This window comes from Streptomyces sp. NPDC005202 (genome assembly GCF_040608235.1).
Taxonomy (GTDB): Bacteria; Actinomycetota; Actinomycetes; order Streptomycetales; family Streptomycetaceae; genus Streptomyces.
Genome location: NZ_JBEXHW010000010.1, coordinates 1 through 15,984, shown reverse-complemented (window position 1 = coordinate 15,984; position 15,984 = coordinate 1). Strand labels below are relative to the sequence as shown.

The following is a 15,984-nucleotide window of genomic DNA, read 5'->3' as shown; positions in this document are numbered from 1 at the left end:
TCGAAAGCGACGAGCGGGGCGCCACGTACAGTTCGGTCATGACCCATCCGAACGCGGCGTCCCGCCCCACTCAAGCCGTCATCCTGGCCGGAGGCCAGGGCTCCCGGCTGCGTCCCTACACCGACGACCGGCCCAAGCCGATGGTCGAGATCCCCGGCACGGGCACTCCGATCATCGGCCACCAGCTCGTCTGGCTCGCCGAGGAGGGCGTGACGGACGTGGTGGTCTCCTGCGGCCACCTCGCCGAGGTCCTGCAGACGTGGCTGAAGTCGGCGGACCTGCCCCTCGGCGTCACCACCGTCGTGGAGACGGAGCCCCTCGGCCGCGGCGGCGGCCTGAAGTTCGCCGCCGCCCACCTCCCCCGCCCGGACCAGCCCTGGTACGCCACCAACGGCGACATCTGGACCCGCTTCTCGCTGCGCGACATGGCGGACTTCCACACCGAGCGCGACGCGGTCGCGACCCTCGCGCTGGCCCGCCCGCGCATCCCGTGGGGCGCCGTCAAGACGGACGGCTTCGGCCACATCACGGACTTCATCGAGGCCCCGCCGTCGACCTTCGAGATCAACGCGGGCGTCTACGTCTTCTCCCCCGAGTTCGTCGGCCTGCTCCCGGAGCGCGGCGACCACGAGCGCACCACGTTCCCGCACCTGGCCCGTGAGCGCCGGCTGGCCGGCTTCCCCATCCCGCAGGGCGCCTACTGGCGCGCCATCGACACCGCGAAGGACCTCACGGAGGCCGCGAAGGAACTGGCGGCGCTGGGGCGCTGAGGCCGCCGCAGAAGCTCCCCCTGTACGGCCTGAAGGCCCGCGCTGTAGGTAGGAGTCGTAGAGGCTCGCCCTGTGCGTAGCAGTCGTAACCGGCTCTCCCTGTACGAGCCGGCTCGCCCTGTACGAGTAGGAGCTCTCCCTGTACGTCGACGGGGTCCCGCACATCGTCCGTGCGGGACCCCGTCGTCGTACGAGCAGGTGCGGGCTACCCCAGGAGGCCGCCCACCAGGCCCGGCTGCCCCGAGGAGGAGCTGCCGCCGCCGGAGCCGCCGGTCGAGTCGCTGCCGCCGGTCGCGGTGCCGCCGGAGGTCGGGCCCGAGCTGGTGCTGGGCGCTTGCCCGGCCGGGGAGGTGTGGCGCGGCGGGGCCTGGCCCGCGGTGCCCTGGGTCTGGCTGGGCGAGCCGCCGGTGGCGGTGCCGCTCTCGCGTGCCGTGCCCGGAGTGGTCGAGGGTCCGCGGGAGGGGCGGGCCGACGAGCCGCCCCGAGTGGGCGAGGTGGAGGCGTACGGGGGCTTCTGGTACCGCCGGCCGGGCTCCTGCGGGAGCGGGGAGCCGGGCAGTTCGTTGCGCGGGGCCTCGCCGGGCCCGGGCACGACCACGCGGTCGGCGTCACGGACGGCCCCGCCGAACAGCGAGCCGACGAGGAGTGTGAGACCGGTGACGACGACCGTGAGCAGGGCGCCGCGGCGCAGCACGTACTGGCGCAGCTCCCAGAGGTCGGAGCGCGGGCCGAGCCGCCGCCAGGCGGAGGCGGCGAGGCGGCCGTCGACGGAGTAGACGGGGGCGCCGGCGATGATCAGCGGAGACCAGGCGGCGAGGTAGATGATGTCGGGGGCGTCGTAGGCGGGAACCGTCTTCCAGCTGACGGTGACGATGAGCGCGGCGGAGAGCAGCGCGCCGACGACCGCGGCGACCCGCTGCCAGCAGCCCAGGACCGTCAGGACGCCCACGATGACCTGGAGGAAGGCGATGACGAGCCCGGAGCCGACGGGGTGCTGGAGCGCGAACTGGCGCAGCGGCTCGGCGACTTCCCAGGGGTGCAAGGTGTTGAGCCACTTGACCATGGAGCCGCGCTTGCCGCCGTCGAAGTAGAGGGGGTCGCAGAGCTTGCCCATGCCGGCGTAGGCGGAGATGAAGCCGAGGAAGATCCTCAGGGGTAGCAGGACGACCCCGAGGTTCATGCGGCGGCCCGGGTAGTAGGCGTGCCGCGCCGGGTCGTCGCCGTGGCCCCTGCCCCGCGGCTCCTCGTGGTCGTCGTCCGCGAAGTCGGTGTCGGCGTAGGCGGGGTCGGCGTAGGCGGGTTCGCCGTAAGCCGGTTCGTCGTAGGCGGGTTGGCCGTAGGCGGGTTCGTCGTACGCGCTGCCGACGGTCCGCATGTTCGGCAGGAGCCGGGTCTCGCCGGGGTCGGGGCCGCGCTGGGCGCCGACGACGGGGGTCTCGACGGTCCGGGGGCCGAGGTCGTCGTAGGCGTCGCCGCCGTAGTCCGTGTCGACGCCGACGCGGGGAATGACCTGGGTGGCCCCGGTGTCCGAGGACGGCTCCTCGGCGTACCGGACGCTCCCGCTCCGCACGGCCTGCAACAGCCGGTGGGCGCCGGTGTCGTCGGGGGCGGACTTGCCGCTCCAGACGACCGGACGGCGGGGGGCGGCCGCGCCGGCCCGGCCCGCCGTGCCGACGACGGGCATACGGGCGGTGATTTCGGTGGCGCTCAAGTGCCGGGCGATCCGCGGAGACTGGGTACGCCGCGCGTCGGCGCCCAACAACACGCGGAAACTCGCGTGATTGACGATGACCTGCGCCGGATCGCTCGGTACCTTCACCATGCTCAGCGCGGGAGCGTCGTCGAGTCCCGACGAGCGGTCCCCCGTGGGTGTGCGGGGTGTTCTGGTGTCCACACTCAACTAACCGAGTGACGGGGAGTTAGGACACTGCTCTGACCCGTCGGATGTGTCCGGACAGCGTCAAGGTTGCACTGGTCGCCCAGTTTTACCCGAGTGAGTGACCGCACGCAGGCCCGTTCGAGCGTCCGGCGCCGCCTGGTTCAGGCGCGCCTGCGGGCCGCCTCGAACAGCACGATGCCCGCCGCCACACCGGCGTTGAGCGACTCGGCGCCACCGGGCATCGGGATCCGCACCCGGAAGTCGCAGGTCTCGCCGACGAGCCGGGACAGCCCCTTGCCCTCGCTGCCGACGACGATGGCGACGGGCCCCTCCAGGGCATCCAGGTCGCCGAGTTCGACCTCACCGTCCGCGGCGAGGCCGACCACGACGATCCCCGCCTTCTTGTACGCCTCGAGCGCGCGCGTCAGGTTCGTGGCGCGGGCGACCGGCGTACGGGCGGCCGTACCGGCGGAGGTCTTCCAGGCGCCCGCGGTCATGCCGGCCGCGCGCCGCTCGGGGACGACGACGCCGTGGCCGCCGAAGGCGGTGACGGAGCGGACGACGGCACCCAGGTTGCGCGGGTCCGTCACCCCGTCGAGGGCGACGATCAGCGGGTCCTCGCCCTCGTCGTAGGCGGCGTCGGCGAGGTCCTCGGGGTGGGCGTACTCGTACGGCGGGACCTGAAGGACCAGGCCCTGGTGGTTGAGCCCGTTCGTCATCCGGTCCAGCTCGGGGCGCGGCGCCTCCATGAGGTTGATGCCGCCGCGGTCGGCCGCGAGCTGCAGCGCCTCGCGCACCCGCTCGTCGTTGTCGATGAACTGCTGGACGTAGAGCGTGGAGGCGGGCACGCCCTCGCGCAGCGCCTCGACCACGGGGTTGCGGCCGACGACGAACTCGGACGACGACTTGCCCGCGCCGCGGCGCTGCTGCGAGCGCCCCTGGGCACGGCGGGCCTTCGCCTGGGCGGCGCGCTGCTTGGCGTGCCCCTTGCGCATCTCGGCGGGCGGGGTCGGGCCCTTGCCCTCCAGGCCCCGGCGCCGCTTGCCGCCGCTGCCGACCTGCGCGCCCTTCTTGCCGGACATGCGACGGTTGTTCGCGGCCATGACCTACCTGTCTCTGTTCTACGAAGTTCTGCGAGTGTGTTGAGCGTACGTATGTGAAGTGTGCCGCCCGGAGGGCCGGGCGGCACCATCGATCTTCGGGGTGCCGCGCCGGGCTCAGCGCGGGCCGAGGGTCCAGCGCGGGCCCTGCGGGCTGTCCTCGATGACCAGGCCGGACTGGTTGAGCTGGTCGCGGATGGCGTCCGCGGTGGTCCAGTCCTTGCGGGCGCGGGCGGCCTCGCGCTGGTCGAGGACCATGCGGACCAGGGTGTCGACGACGCCGTGCAGGTCCTCCCCGCGGTCGCCTTCCCCGGCCCAGTGCGGGTCGAGGGGGTCGAGGCCGAGAACGCCGAGCATGGCGCGCACCTCGGCGAGCCGGGCCACAGCGGCCTCCTTGTCGTCGGCGGCCAGCGCGGAGTTGCCCTGCCGGACGGTGGTGTGCACCACGGCGAGCGCCTGCGGCACGCCCAGGTCGTCGTCCATCGCCTCGGCGAAGGCGAGCGGCACCTCCGCGGCCGGCTCCACCACGCCGCCGGCCTTCTCCACCACCCGCTGCACGAAGCCCTCGATCCGGGCGAACGCCGACTCGGCCTCGCGCAGCGACTCCTCGCTGTACTCGATCATCGAGCGGTAGTGCGGGGTGCCGAGGTAGTAGCGCAGCACGATGGGACGCCAGTGCTTGACCATCTCGGAGACGAGCACCGAGTTGCCGAGCGACTTGGACATCTTGTCGCCGGCCATGGTCACCCAGGCGTTGTGCACCCAGTACTGGGCGAAGTCGTCACCGTAGGCCTTGGCCTGGGCGATCTCGTTCTCGTGGTGCGGGAAGATCAGGTCCAGGCCGCCGCCGTGGATGTCGAAGGCGGAGCCCAGGTACTTGTGCGCCATCGCCGAGCACTCCAGGTGCCAGCCCGGCCGGCCCCGCCCCCACGGCGTGGGCCAGGTCGGCTCGCCCGGCTTGGCCGCCTTCCACATGGCGAAGTCGCGGGGGTCCCGCTTGCCGGTCTCGCCCGCGCCCGAGGGCTGCTGGAGGTTGTCGAGCTCCTGGCGGGACAGCTCCAGATAGCCGGGGAAGGAGCGCACGTCGAAGTAGACGTTGCCGTCGGCCTCGTAGGCGTGCCCGCGCTCGATGAGCGTCTGCATCATCTCGATCATCTCCGGCACGTGGCCGGTGGCGCGGGGCTCGTACGTGGGCGGCAGGCAGCCGAGCGCGGCGTAACCGTCGTTGAACGCGCGCTCGTTCTCGTAGCCGATCGCCCACCAGGGCCGGTTCTGCTCGTGGGCCTTCGTGATGATCTTGTCGTCGATGTCGGTGACGTTCCTGATGAACGTCACCTCGTAGCCGCGGTACTCGAACCAGCGGCGCATGATGTCGAAGTTCAGCCCCGACCGGATGTGCCCGATGTGCGGTGCCGCCTGCACGGTGGCGCCACACAGGTAGATCGAGACACAACCCGGCTTGAGCGGGGTGAAGTCACGGATCTGCCGGGCGCTGGTGTCGTACAGGCGAATAGTCACCACTCCAGGGTAGTGGGCGCCGGACAGTGCCTCGCGACCGTTCCGGCCAAGGGCCACACATTCTGTGACCCGGAAGCGGGCGTCACAGAGTCCCGACGACCTTCCGCGGCGTGATCCGCACGACCACCCGCTCCGCGTCCTGGGCCGACGCCGGGTTGAAGTCGGCGTACTTCTTGCCGGTGTACTTCAGGCTCAATTCGTCGATGAGTTCCTTGCCGCCCTGCGTGGTCATCTCGGCGGTGCCGCGGATCTCGGCGTACTCGTAGGGGGAGCGGGGGTCCTGGACGACGACGCTCACCCGGGGGTCGCGGTCGAGGTTCTTCTTCTTGCGGCGGTCGACGGTGGTGGAGAAGAGCACCTGGTCGCCGTCCCGCTTCACCCACACGGGGGACAGTTGCGGGCTGCCGTCGGGCTGGAGGGTGCCGACGACGATGAAGACGGGGCCGTCGAGCAGGGACTTGAGCCGGTCGGGCAGGGCGGCGGGCATGGGGGTACCTCCGTGACCTCGGTCAGTGGTGACTCTCCGGGTACCCTCGCACGCCGTCAGCTCACCCGCACCACGAGTGCCGTGGCCACCGCCATCAGCCCCTCGCCCCGGCCGGGGAAGCCGAGGCCGTCCGTCGTCGCGCCGGAGACCGACACCGGCGCGCCGGCCGCCTCGGAAAGGATCTTCTGGGCCTCGTCGCGCCGCTTGCCGATCTTCGGCCGGGGGCCGACGACCTGCACCGCGATGTTCCCGATTCGGAAGCCCGCCTCGCGCACGATCCGCGCGGCCTCCGTCAGCAGCGTGACCCCGGACGCGCCCGACCACTCGGGGCGCCCGGTGCCGAAGTGCTGCCCGAGGTCGCCCAGCCCGGCGGCCGAGAACAGCGCGTTGCACGCGGCGTGCGCGACGACGTCCGCGTCGGAGTGCCCGGCCAGCCCCGGCCCCTCGCCCTCCCACTTCAGGCCCGCGCACCACAGCTCGCGGCCCTCCTCGAAGGCGTGGATGTCGGTGCCGATGCCGACCTGCGGCAGCAGGCCACCCGGCGGCGGCCGGAAATCGGATGACGCCTCAGAAGCCATCGTTCAACCTCCGGCGGGCCAGCACCGCCTCCGCGAGAACCAGGTCCAGCGGGCGGGTGACCTTGAAGGCCTCCTCGTGGCCGGGCACGGCCACGACCCGCTCGCCGAGCTGTTCGACCATGCTCGCGTCGTCGGTGACGTTCTCGGTGACCGTCTCATGGGCGCGGGTCAGCGTCGCCCGGTCGAAGCCCTGCGGGGTCTGCACGGCCCGCAGCCGCGCCCGGTCCGGCGTCGCGACCACCGGCTCGGGCTCGCCCGGCACGGCCGCCGGCTCGACCTGCTTGACGGTGTCCGCCAGTGGCAGCGCCGGGACGACGGCCCGCGCCCCGTCCCGTACGGCCTCGATGACCGCGTCGACGGTGTCCACCGGCACCAGCGGGCGGGCCGCGTCGTGCACGAGGACGATGTCGTAGCCGGGCGGCAGCGCGTCCAGGCCGAGCTTCACGGACTCCTGGCGGGAGTCGCCGCCGGGGACGACGAGGAAGTCGGTGCCCCCCCAGCCACCGCTGGGGGTACCCCCAGGCAGCGCGTGCGCGTCGAGCAGCGTCTTGACCTCGGCGGCGCCGTCGGGCGGGGCGACGACGACCACGAGGGAGACGGCGCGGGAGGCGGCCATGGCCCGGACCGCGTGGATGAGCATGGGGGTGCCGTTCAGCGCGCGAAGCGCTTTGGGGGCGCCCGGACCGAGGCGTACGCCCCGGCCGGCGGCCGGGATCACGACGGCGACGGGGCCCCCTGGCTGGGCATCCATGCGCGAAGGGCGCGAATCGTCAGACATCGGTTCCTGTCAGGTTTGTGTGCTCGACCTACGTGGGTATGGCCACTGGGACGCCCCCGGCCAAGGGCTGGGGGAGTGCCGGGCGCGACGCCTTGACCGGACCCTTCCGTGACCCAGGTCGAGCCGACTGCCCGAGCCCGGCACGTCAGTATCGGGGGCTCCCCCGCCGTACGTCATGGGCGTCACGCGCGCGCGTACGAACATGCCGCAGCGCCCGGCGACTGGAGTTGCGTCATCGGGCACCGCGGCACTTCACTGTGCTGGAACTGAGGCGGATGGTGTCGTCGACCTCGCGTCAGGACGCGAGAACCTCGTCGAGCAGGGCCTCGGCCTTGTCCTCGTTCGTGTTCTCCGCGAGGGCGAGCTCGCTCACCAGGATCTGGCGGGCCTTGGCGAGCATGCGCTTCTCACCCGCGGAGAGTCCGCGCTCGCGCTCGCGACGCCACAGGTCACGTACGACTTCCGCGACCTTGATGACATCGCCGGAGGCGAGCTTCTCCAGATTTGCCTTGTAGCGACGCGACCAGTTCGTGGGCTCCTCGGCGTATGGAGCGCGCAGCACCTCGAAGACCCGGTCCAGCCCGTCCTGACCGACCACATCACGCACGCCGACGAACTCCGCATTGTCCGCTGGCACACGCACCGTCAGGTCACCCTGGGCGACCTTCAGCACCAAGTAGGTCTTGTCCACGCCTTTGATCTGGCGAGTTTCGATGGCCTCGATCAGCGCGGCCCCGTGATGGGGATAGACCACGGTGTCGCCAACCTTGAACGTCATGTGACAGGTACCCCTTCCGTGGCTATCCAGGGTAACACGGATGGGGCGTCTTCTGAATGGCGTTTTCGCAGGTCAGGGCATATCTCGGGGCTTGACAACAGCAACAGGAACGTGCTTCGGAAGGGTCGGACGGGCCAAGGGGAAGCAGGTATTCGCAGGTCGGAGGGGCTCTTCACGTGAGGGGAAACGCGTACGTTACACACATCCGGCCGCCTGTCCAAACGGCCGAACGTCCCAATTTGTCCGGTTCCAAGCGCTCGAGTTTCGCTACTCCGTTCGGTGAGCCGAGTCGCGTACGAGACGAATCCGGAATTGATCACGGTCGCGGCACAACGGCCGACCGACCAGTTGGTGATCAATTCCCGGACCGGCCGCGCATTCCTTCACCGGAAATCCGCGAGAGCCGGGTGCCGGGGTATGCCGGCGAGCGCTTATGTGAATGGCGGATGACCCTGGGGCCAATGTGACTGGAGAGTCACATTGGAGCGTCGGGACAGCCGTGACGGCGGGGTGCTCGGGTGCCTTGAGGCCCAGAGAGGCGGGTCGGGTGCGATGGCGCGGGAACGGCTCGGTAACCTAAGGCCGCTGACAGACGCTTAGGGCGGCTTTATAAGGGGGCCGCCCTGCACCGCCCACGTTCAAGGAGTTGCCGCCGCCGTGAGCAGCAGCCTTCGACGCGGCGCCCTCGCCGCCACCGCCATCGCGTTCTCGATCGCCTCGCTCGCCGCGTGCGGCGCCGGCAACAACGCCCAGACGCTCCAAATCAAGCCGGACAACGCGGCCGCCACCGTCGGCGACATCAAGATCCAGAACGCCCTGATCATCACCCAGCCCGACATGCAGTCGACCGGGCCGGCCGTGATCTCCGCGACCGTCTTCAACGACGGTGACACCGCCCAGACGCTGGACTCGATCACCGTCGAAGGCGCGAACAAGCCCGCGCAGATCACACCCGCCGGCGGCAAGGGCAAGCTGACCGTCCCGGCCGGCGGCTCGGTCGTCATCGGCGGCAAGGGCAACGCCGCCGCGGTCCTGCCCAGCAGCCGCGAGGCCATCCAGGACGGCAACGCGCAGAAGATCACGTTCACCTTCAGCAAGACCGGTGCCGTGAGCCCGCGCGCCTTCGTCGTCCCGGCCAAGAGCTACTTCGACAAGTGGGGCCCGAGCAACATCCCGCCGGCGCCGGGTGCCTCGGGATCGCCGTCCGCGTCCAGCTCCGCGTCCAGCTCCGCGTCCGGCAAGCCGGCGAAGAGGCCGTCCGGCTCGCCGTCGGCGTCAAAGTCGGGCAGCACCACCCCGACCCCGAGCGACTCGGCGTCGCAGTCGACGGCCGGTCACTGAGACCCGCAGGCGCAAGGGCGGCACCCTCATCGAGGGTGCCGCCCTTCGTCGTGATACCGGCTTCGCGGCTTACGGCTCGAACTTGTAGCCGAGGCCCCGGACCGTCACCAGGTAGCGCGGCGCGCCCGGATCCGGCTCGATCTTGGCGCGCAGGCGCTTGACGTGGACGTCGAGGGTCTTGGTGTCGCCCACGTAGTCGGCGCCCCAGACCCGGTCGATGAGCTGCATGCGGGTCAGCACGCGCCCGGCGTTGCGCAGCAGCATCTCCAGCAGGTCGAACTCCTTCAGCGGCAGGTCGACCTTGGAGCCGGCGACGGTGACAACGTGCCGGTCGACGTCCATGCGGACCGGCCCGGCCTCGAGGGCGGCCGGGGCGGCCTCCTCCGGCTCGCCGCGGCGGCGCAGCACGGCACGGATGCGGGCAACCAGCTCACGCGAGGAGAAGGGCTTGGTGACGTAGTCGTCGGCTCCTATCTCCAGCCCGACGACCTTGTCGATCTCGCTGTCCTTGGCGGTCACCATGATCACGGGGACGTTGGAGCGGCCGCGCAGCTGGCGGCACACCTCCGTGCCGGGCAGGCCCGGCAGCATCAGGTCGAGGAGGACGAGGTCGGCGCCGTTGCGCTCGAACTCGTCGAGTCCGTCGGGCCCGGTCGCCGCGACGGCGACCTCGAAGCCCTCCTTGCGGAGCATGTACGACAGGGCGTCGGAGAAGGACTCCTCGTCCTCGACGACGAGCACTCGGGTCACGGAAGGACCTCCGGGGCGGGAAGCGGTTCGTACGGGGATGACTCTGTGGGCTGCCCGGCCTCGTCGTCGAGGGCGGGATGCTGCTGCGCGCGGTCGCGGGCCGCACCCGCCTCCGGCAGCCGCAGGGTGAAGGTGGAGCCCTGTCCCACGGCGCTCCACACCGTGACCTCCCCGCCGTGCGAGGCGACCACGTGCTTCACGATCGCAAGACCCAGGCCGGTGCCGCCCGTGGCACGTGAGCGGGCCGGGTCGACGCGGTAGAAGCGCTCGAAGATGCGCTCCTTGTCCTTGTCCGAGATGCCGATGCCCTGGTCGGTGACGGCGATCTCGATCATGTCTCCGCCGGGCGCCGTCACCCTGCGGGCGGCGATGCCGACGCGGGTACGGGCCGGGGAGTAGTTGACGGCGTTCTCGACGAGGTTGCCGAGCGCGGCGGCGAGCTGGCCGCGGTTGCCCCACACATGCAGGTCGGCTGTGCCCGACCGTCGCACACCACCACCCTCGGAGGAAGGCCCTCCGGGCCCCCCGATCGAGGCGGCCATGGTGATCTGCTTGGTCCCGGCCTGATGCCGGCAGCGGTCGATGGCCTCGGCGACCAGTTCGTCCACGGGGACCGGCTCGGCGTCCTCGAGGGGATCGTCGTTCTGGATGCGGGAGAGGTCGATGAGCTCCTGCACCAGGTTGGTGAGCCGGGTCGCCTCGGTCTGCATGCGGCCGGCGAAGCGCTGCACCGCCTCCGGATCGTCGGAGGCGTCCATGACGGCCTCGGACAGCAGGGACAGTGCGCCGACGGGGGTCTTCAGCTCGTGGCTGACGTTCGCGACGAAGTCGCGGCGTACGGCCTCGATGCGGCGGGCCTCGGTCAGGTCCTCGACGAGGAGGAGGACCAGCCGGGAGCCGAGCGGCGCGACGCGCGCGGAGACGGCGAGCGCCTCTCCCCTGCCGGTGCCGCGCCGCGGAAGATCCAGTTCCACCTGGCGTATCTCGCCGTCCCGCCGGGTGTCCCGGGCCATCTGTAGCATCGGCTCCACGGCGAGCTTGCCGCCGCGGACGAGCCCGAGGGCGTAGGCGGCGGAGCTGGCCTTGACGACGGCGTCGGCCTCGTCGAGGACAACGGCGGAGGAACGCAGGACCGACAGGACGGTGTCCACGCCCGGCGGAAGCACCGAGTCCGTGTGCAGGGAGGTACGCGTCGGGCGCTTCTGCTCGCGCTCGCTCCAGCGGAAAGCCAGCATGGCGATGACGCCGGTGAGTACTCCGGCGATCGCTGCCGCTGCGGCGACCGCCGCGTTCACGTCCATGCATCCAGGTTAGGCATGGGGTAGGACATGACCACAGCCGTCGGAGTGCGAGCTCGAACACTCGTCGCCCAGAGTTCACCCAGGAGCCAGGATTGGTTCATTTGGGGTGACGGAAACGGACGCGTAGGGGCCGGAACGTGGGAGCGTGGGGTTCGGACCGCCGGCTTCACCACGGGCCCCGGCCCCGGAAACCCCCGAACGAAAACGCACGAGAGGGAACCCTGATGCGGGACGCGTACCACGAGGAACTGGACTCGATCGGCGACGGTCTGGTGGAGATGGCCCGGCTGGTCGGGTCGGCGATCGGGCGCGCCACCACGGCCATCCTCGACTCCGACCTCAAGCTGGCCGAGAGCGTGATCGAGGCCGACAAGAAGGTCGACGAACTGCAGCACGACCTGGAGGCCCGGGCCATAGCCCTGCTCGCCCGCCAGCAGCCGGTGGCCACGGATCTCCGGATCGTCGTCACATCACTGCGCATGTCGGCCGACCTGGAGCGCTCGGGCGACCTCGCCCAGCACGTGGCAAAGCTCGCCCGGCTGCGCTTCCCGGACCGCGCGGTCCCGCACGACCTGCACGCCACCATCCTGGAGATGGGTCAGCTCGCGCAGCGCCTGATGGCGAAGGCGGCCGAGGTGATCGTCACCAAGGACGTCGACCTGGCGCTCCAGCTGGAGACCGACGACGACGAGATGGACCTCCTGCACCGCACCCTCTTCCAGCACCTGATCGACGGGCGCTGGAAGCACGGCATCGAGACCGCCGTCGACGTGACGCTGCTCGGCCGCTACTACGAGCGGTTCGCCGATCACGCGGTGGCCGTCGCCAAGCGCGTGGTGTTCCTGGTGACGGGCGAGCACGCGGACGACCTCCAGCAGTCGGACATCCAGCCGGTCACGGGGGTCGACGGGCCTGACGGTGGACGTAGCGGGGCCTGACGACGGGCGCCACGGGGCCTGACGACGGGCGCCACGGGGCCTGACGACGGGCGCCACGGGGCCTGACGACGGGCGTCGCGGGGCCTGAGCAGGCGCGAGGAAACGTCGGCGGGGCGCGTGCGAGCCCCAGTGCGCCGTTGATGCGCCCAGCGGAACGGGCATGGAATGGGCACAGGCACCAGCATCGAGGAGGACCCATGGCCGAATCCCCCAGCACCACGCCCGACCCCACGCAGGAACGCGAGACCGAACAGCCCACCGAGATCAAGAGCCTGCCGCTCTTCGGCGCCTGCGGCTGCGGCTCGGGCTGCGGCTGCGGCTGCCAGTCGGGCAACCCCTGCCAGTGCGGCTGACGGCGCCGCCGTTCGCGTCCTCAAACAGGGCCCCGGTGCACCGCCGGGGCCCTGCGCATGTGGGTGCCCACCGGTAAATGCCTTGCCGAGCCGTGCCCGCGACGTCCAGGCTTGGGCGGTTCGACGGGTAAGGGGGGTGACGGTGGCAGGTACGGCGTTCGAGGGCCGGGACGCGTCCGATCGTGCGGAACTGCTGCGGGCGCTGGACGCGGTGCCCTGGGAGCGGCTCGGCCTGGCACGTGAGCAGGGAACGCCCGAAGACGTCAGCCGAGCGCTCCGGCGGATCGCCCGGCAGGGGCCGGACTCCGCGGAGGACGACTGCTCCCCCCTCTTCGGCCACCTGGCGCCGGGCAACGGCAGACTGCCCTCCGCCGCGACTGCCGCGCTCCCCTTCGTCCTGCGACTCGCGGCGGATCCGGGCGTGGGCGCGCGCGTCGGTCTCGTCGCGCTGCTCGCCGCGCTGGTGGGGACGGCCGCGACCGCTGAGGCGCAACTGGTGGACGCGGGGTGGCCCGCCGCATGGGCACGCCATCGCGCGGCGGCGCAGGCGCTGCTCGCCGACCCCGACCCGGAGGTGCGGTACGTCGCACTCCCCCTGGCCGCGGACCCCGGGCACCTGCTGGAACGCTGGCGGGCCGAGGAGAACGGCTAGGTGCGTCTGCAGGTGCTGCGGCCGCTGGGCCCCGCCGCGGCCGGCACGCCGTACGAGCCCGCGACGCCCTGGACGCACTGACCCGCATCGGCACGACCACCCCGCGGATCCGCACCGCCCTCCACACGATCCTCTCCCGCGAGCACCGCCTGTCGCCCCACCCCGACTACCGCGCCATCCTGGACGACGAGTCACTGCGCCGCACGATCGCGAACCTGCTGACCCACACGTAATGCCGAGGCGCCCGCCAGGGGACGGCGCCGAAACCTCGGGTCGACGGGGAACAGTCAGGCGGGTCTGGTTCGGCCCCAGCACAGCGTCAAGCCCCCTACCGGCAAAGGACCCGCAGGCAGGGGGCTTGATCAGCTCGGCCTACTTCTTCTTGCCCTGGGTCTTGCCGGGGATCTTGGGGAGCTGGGTTTTCGCTGGTCCAGGCGCTGAAAGGCTGCCGCTGAGTGGTCGCCATTGGTCGTCGTTGGCCGCTGTTGAGCACCCTCGGACGGCCCGGAGACGGCCCACGGCCGATGGGCGTCGCAGCTGTCAGCTTGTGGCGAGGGCACGCCATTGTGCGGTGACGCATCCCTCTTCCATGTCCCACCACTCCTTGGCCACGCCATGGTCGAGCAACCGTTGGACCTGGGCGAGATCCGCGGTGGGAGGGACGTCCAAGGCGACCATGCCGAACCGCTCGATTCCTTCGCCACCCACGCCCAGTTGGCGGAATGCGTCGAGCACGCTTTGCCGAGCTGCGCCGGAGCCTCCGTCGCGGAACACGATCAGGCGGATCGTGCAGTTCTCCGACGGGCGAACCACGTCACCGGCCCAGAGCACGCCCACTTCATCGGGGCTCGCGGCAAGTACGTCACCACATGCGATCCCACGGGCGAACCATGGGACGTTGTCGAGCTTCACCGTGCCGTCGCCCTGGTCGACGGCCCACAGGTTTTCCACTCCGGCAGGAGGCCAGTCGTCCTCTATCTCAAGGCGGAAGTGCAGTTTCACGTACTTGACCTCAGGCTCCGTCATGCGGTCAGGATGCCGGACCACTCCACAGGGGAGCTCCGCACGTAGGCACAAGCGGAGAGTTGCTGAGGTTGCTGTATTTCGCTGCTGTACGGACTGAGCGCCCCCAGCAGCCGTGCTGGGGGCGCCCGTATACCCGGATCAGAGGGCGTCGATCCGCCAGGCGATCACGCCGGTTGACCCCTTGGCACCGTCGACATCAATGCGTATCGGCTTGTGCACGGTGATCCGCTGCTGGACCACTGACTGGTCGCACGGCACCTTGGTCTCTGTGCCGGTGCTCGCCGGTGTGAATGTCAACTGCGCACTGCCGCTGCCAACGCACACCAGGTTGAGCCTGTAGGTCTTACCCTCGCTCAGGCTCGGCTCGGTGTGGATACCGTCGGCCACCCGCTCCGCGCCGGCCTCGACCATCTTCCCACTCTGGGCAGTGGCAAGGGCCGCTTGAGCCTGCTCGGTGAACTTCTTCTCGGAGGACCCGGCCACCCACTCGACGCAGGCGACGAGGGAGCCTTGGAGGTCTTGCCGTCGCCGCTGCCGGACGTGCACGAGGTGAGCAGGATTACCGACGCCGCTACAGCGCATCCGGCGAGCCATGCCCGCGGGCTCGAATAGGTCATGACGAGGTTTCCCAGTACTTCCAGCCAGTCTCGGACGTGGGGAGCGTCGCCGACCCATGAGCGATCTCGACGCCGCCACAACTGCTACCTCCGGCGGAACGGTACCGCTTCCAGGTCAGCTTGTATCCCCACGAACCGTACTGCAGGTGGCCGTACTTGTTCCGGCTGATGTCATGGGAGTAGTTGTGGCCGATGGTGACGGACACGCTGGCACCGATCTTGATGCTGATGGTGGTCTTGGCCTTCGCGAGCGCCCCGGCCGACCACTCCCCACTGGCTGAGAATTCGCCAGAAATGGTGCCGGCCTTGGTCACGGACACGGACATGGTGCCGCCCGAACCGTCCTTGTACTTGGTGCCGTTCCACCAGGACGGGATGTGGTAGGCCTTCTTCGACGTGATGGTGTACCACGTGGACGGCGTGTCACACATGGATGGCGCCTTCTCGGAGAAAGGCTGGTCCGAACCGTCCTCCCAGCCCTGTCTGTCTGCACTTGGACACTACACACAGGGCATGCACGCGACAATTACAAGATCGATGTTCTGAGGAGGACTTGAGGGTTCGATGTGCGCAGGTCGGCATCCTCCGCCCGAAAGTAAAAACCTCAAACCGAACAGCGGAACGGCCTTGGGGCTGCTGACTCCATCCAGGCCGACTCCCTCGATGGAGCGAGTAACGACAATCGAACTCGCGCTCTCAGCTCGGGAAGCTGCGGGCGCTTGGGGGCGGTTCGGCTCTTGACCTGTACGAATGGCCGAGGTGCGGCCTCGTGGGGCTCGGCCGGTTTCACCGTGGTTCCCCGCTGTTCCCCGCTCGATCTGGTGCGGTTGTGGTGCGGGGGAGCGTCAAGCGCCGTGCTGGCGTCGTCGGCCGACGCCACGGGCTGCGGCGCAGCCACCTGCGGAAGGTTCGACTCGGCGCGGGATCGTAGGCGGCGTTGTGCCAGAGCTGGCGCAGGTGCAGGGCTTCGGCGTAGTCGCTTGACGTCCGGTTCGTGATGATCTGCCAGCTCGGCGGGGGTTCGGGGAATGTGACAGGCACGGCTTCCAAGATCATGGAGTTCTCTACGCCCCGTGATCCGAGTGGAAGACCGTGCCTGCCGACGCATCATCGCCGAT

Annotated in this window: 17 protein-coding genes; 5 read left to right on the top strand and 12 right to left on the bottom strand. The window is 70.5% G+C overall.

Translation table 11 applies throughout. From position 1 onward, the window contains the following. The first annotated feature begins 38 nt into the window (after positions 1-38). Entirely contained in the window at positions 39-770 is a 732-nt protein-coding gene (locus ABZV31_RS17235; protein WP_355894161.1) for a nucleotidyltransferase family protein, read from the top strand. A 205-nt stretch (positions 771-975) separates the two neighbouring features. Here ABZV31_RS17235 and ABZV31_RS17230 read toward each other — a convergent pair whose 3' ends face one another. The 7 genes from ABZV31_RS17230 to ABZV31_RS17200 all read right to left on the bottom strand — a co-directional run bounded on the left by ABZV31_RS17230 (position 976) and on the right by ABZV31_RS17200 (position 7,888). Next, positions 976-2,664 carry a DoxX family membrane protein gene (locus tag ABZV31_RS17230; RefSeq protein WP_355894586.1) on the bottom strand — a complete coding sequence of 563 codons (1,689 nt, stop codon included), beginning with the start codon at positions 2,662-2,664 and terminating at the stop codon, positions 976-978. Positions 2,665-2,810: 146 nt separating this feature from the next. Then, a complete protein-coding gene (gene rlmB, locus ABZV31_RS17225; RefSeq protein ID WP_355894159.1) occupies positions 2,811-3,752 on the bottom strand; it encodes a 23S rRNA (guanosine(2251)-2'-O)-methyltransferase RlmB in 942 nt (313 codons plus the stop codon). Between the two features lie 114 nt (positions 3,753-3,866). Next, positions 3,867-5,267 carry a cysteine--tRNA ligase gene (cysS, locus tag ABZV31_RS17220; RefSeq protein WP_355894156.1) on the bottom strand — a complete coding sequence of 467 codons (1,401 nt, stop codon included), beginning with the start codon at positions 5,265-5,267 and terminating at the stop codon, positions 3,867-3,869. An 82-nt stretch (positions 5,268-5,349) separates the two neighbouring features. Continuing rightward, positions 5,350-5,754, bottom strand: a complete 405-nt coding sequence (locus ABZV31_RS17215; RefSeq protein WP_355894153.1) for a PPOX class F420-dependent oxidoreductase — start codon at positions 5,752-5,754, stop codon at positions 5,350-5,352. Between the two features lie 56 nt (positions 5,755-5,810). Beyond that, positions 5,811-6,332: a 2-C-methyl-D-erythritol 2,4-cyclodiphosphate synthase gene (ispF, locus tag ABZV31_RS17210; protein WP_355894150.1), complete on the bottom strand. Its 522-nt coding sequence runs from the start codon at positions 6,330-6,332 to the stop codon at positions 5,811-5,813. Further along, complete coding sequence (gene ispD / locus ABZV31_RS17205; protein WP_355894147.1) at positions 6,322-7,110, bottom strand: 2-C-methyl-D-erythritol 4-phosphate cytidylyltransferase; 789 nt, start codon at positions 7,108-7,110, stop codon at positions 6,322-6,324. Before ispD ends, ispF begins: the two co-directional genes overlap by 11 nt. Before the next feature lie 295 nt (positions 7,111-7,405). Beyond that, the gene (locus ABZV31_RS17200) at positions 7,406-7,888 is read right to left on the bottom strand and encodes a CarD family transcriptional regulator (protein ID WP_003953493.1); all 483 of its coding nucleotides are present in this window, start codon (positions 7,886-7,888) and stop codon (positions 7,406-7,408) included. A 657-nt stretch (positions 7,889-8,545) separates the two neighbouring features. On the opposite strand from ABZV31_RS17200, the gene ABZV31_RS17195 reads away from it, so the two are divergent. After that, on the top strand, positions 8,546-9,229 hold the full coding sequence (locus ABZV31_RS17195) for a DUF461 domain-containing protein (protein ID WP_355894144.1): 684 nt from the start codon (positions 8,546-8,548) through the stop codon (positions 9,227-9,229). A gap of 69 nt (positions 9,230-9,298) precedes the next feature. Here ABZV31_RS17195 and ABZV31_RS17190 read toward each other — a convergent pair whose 3' ends face one another. Both ABZV31_RS17190 and ABZV31_RS17185 read right to left on the bottom strand, forming a co-directional pair. Continuing rightward, on the bottom strand, positions 9,299-9,979 hold the full coding sequence (locus ABZV31_RS17190) for a response regulator transcription factor (protein ID WP_355894141.1): 681 nt from the start codon (positions 9,977-9,979) through the stop codon (positions 9,299-9,301). Continuing rightward, the gene (locus ABZV31_RS17185) at positions 9,976-11,280 is read right to left on the bottom strand and encodes an ATP-binding protein (protein ID WP_355894138.1); all 1,305 of its coding nucleotides are present in this window, start codon (positions 11,278-11,280) and stop codon (positions 9,976-9,978) included. Before ABZV31_RS17185 ends, ABZV31_RS17190 begins: the two co-directional genes overlap by 4 nt. A 224-nt stretch (positions 11,281-11,504) precedes the next feature. Here ABZV31_RS17185 and phoU point away from each other — a divergent pair, with 224 nt between their 5' ends. The 3 genes from phoU (at position 11,505) to ABZV31_RS17170 (ending at position 13,223) form a co-directional block, all read left to right on the top strand. Beyond that, a complete protein-coding gene (phoU, locus tag ABZV31_RS17180; RefSeq protein WP_355894135.1) occupies positions 11,505-12,218 on the top strand; it encodes a phosphate signaling complex protein PhoU in 714 nt (237 codons plus the stop codon). 197 nt (positions 12,219-12,415) lie between these two features. Next, positions 12,416-12,571, top strand: a complete 156-nt coding sequence (locus ABZV31_RS17175) for a hypothetical protein (protein WP_355894132.1) — start codon at positions 12,416-12,418, stop codon at positions 12,569-12,571. A gap of 142 nt (positions 12,572-12,713) precedes the next feature. After that, a complete protein-coding gene (locus ABZV31_RS17170; protein WP_355894129.1) occupies positions 12,714-13,223 on the top strand; it encodes a hypothetical protein in 510 nt (169 codons plus the stop codon). A 540-nt stretch (positions 13,224-13,763) separates the two neighbouring features. Here the strand turns inward: ABZV31_RS17170 and ABZV31_RS17165 are convergent. The 3 genes from ABZV31_RS17165 to ABZV31_RS17155 all read right to left on the bottom strand — a co-directional run bounded on the left by ABZV31_RS17165 (position 13,764) and on the right by ABZV31_RS17155 (position 15,297). Further along, a complete protein-coding gene (locus ABZV31_RS17165) occupies positions 13,764-14,249 on the bottom strand; it encodes a DUF4265 domain-containing protein (RefSeq protein ID WP_355894126.1) in 486 nt (161 codons plus the stop codon). Positions 14,250-14,387: 138 nt separating this feature from the next. Then, entirely contained in the window at positions 14,388-14,732 is a 345-nt protein-coding gene (locus ABZV31_RS17160; RefSeq protein ID WP_355894123.1) for a hypothetical protein, read from the bottom strand. A 130-nt stretch (positions 14,733-14,862) separates the two neighbouring features. Next, positions 14,863-15,297 carry a hypothetical protein gene (locus ABZV31_RS17155; protein ID WP_355894120.1) on the bottom strand — a complete coding sequence of 145 codons (435 nt, stop codon included), beginning with the start codon at positions 15,295-15,297 and terminating at the stop codon, positions 14,863-14,865. Positions 15,298-15,984: the final 687 nt, after the last annotated feature.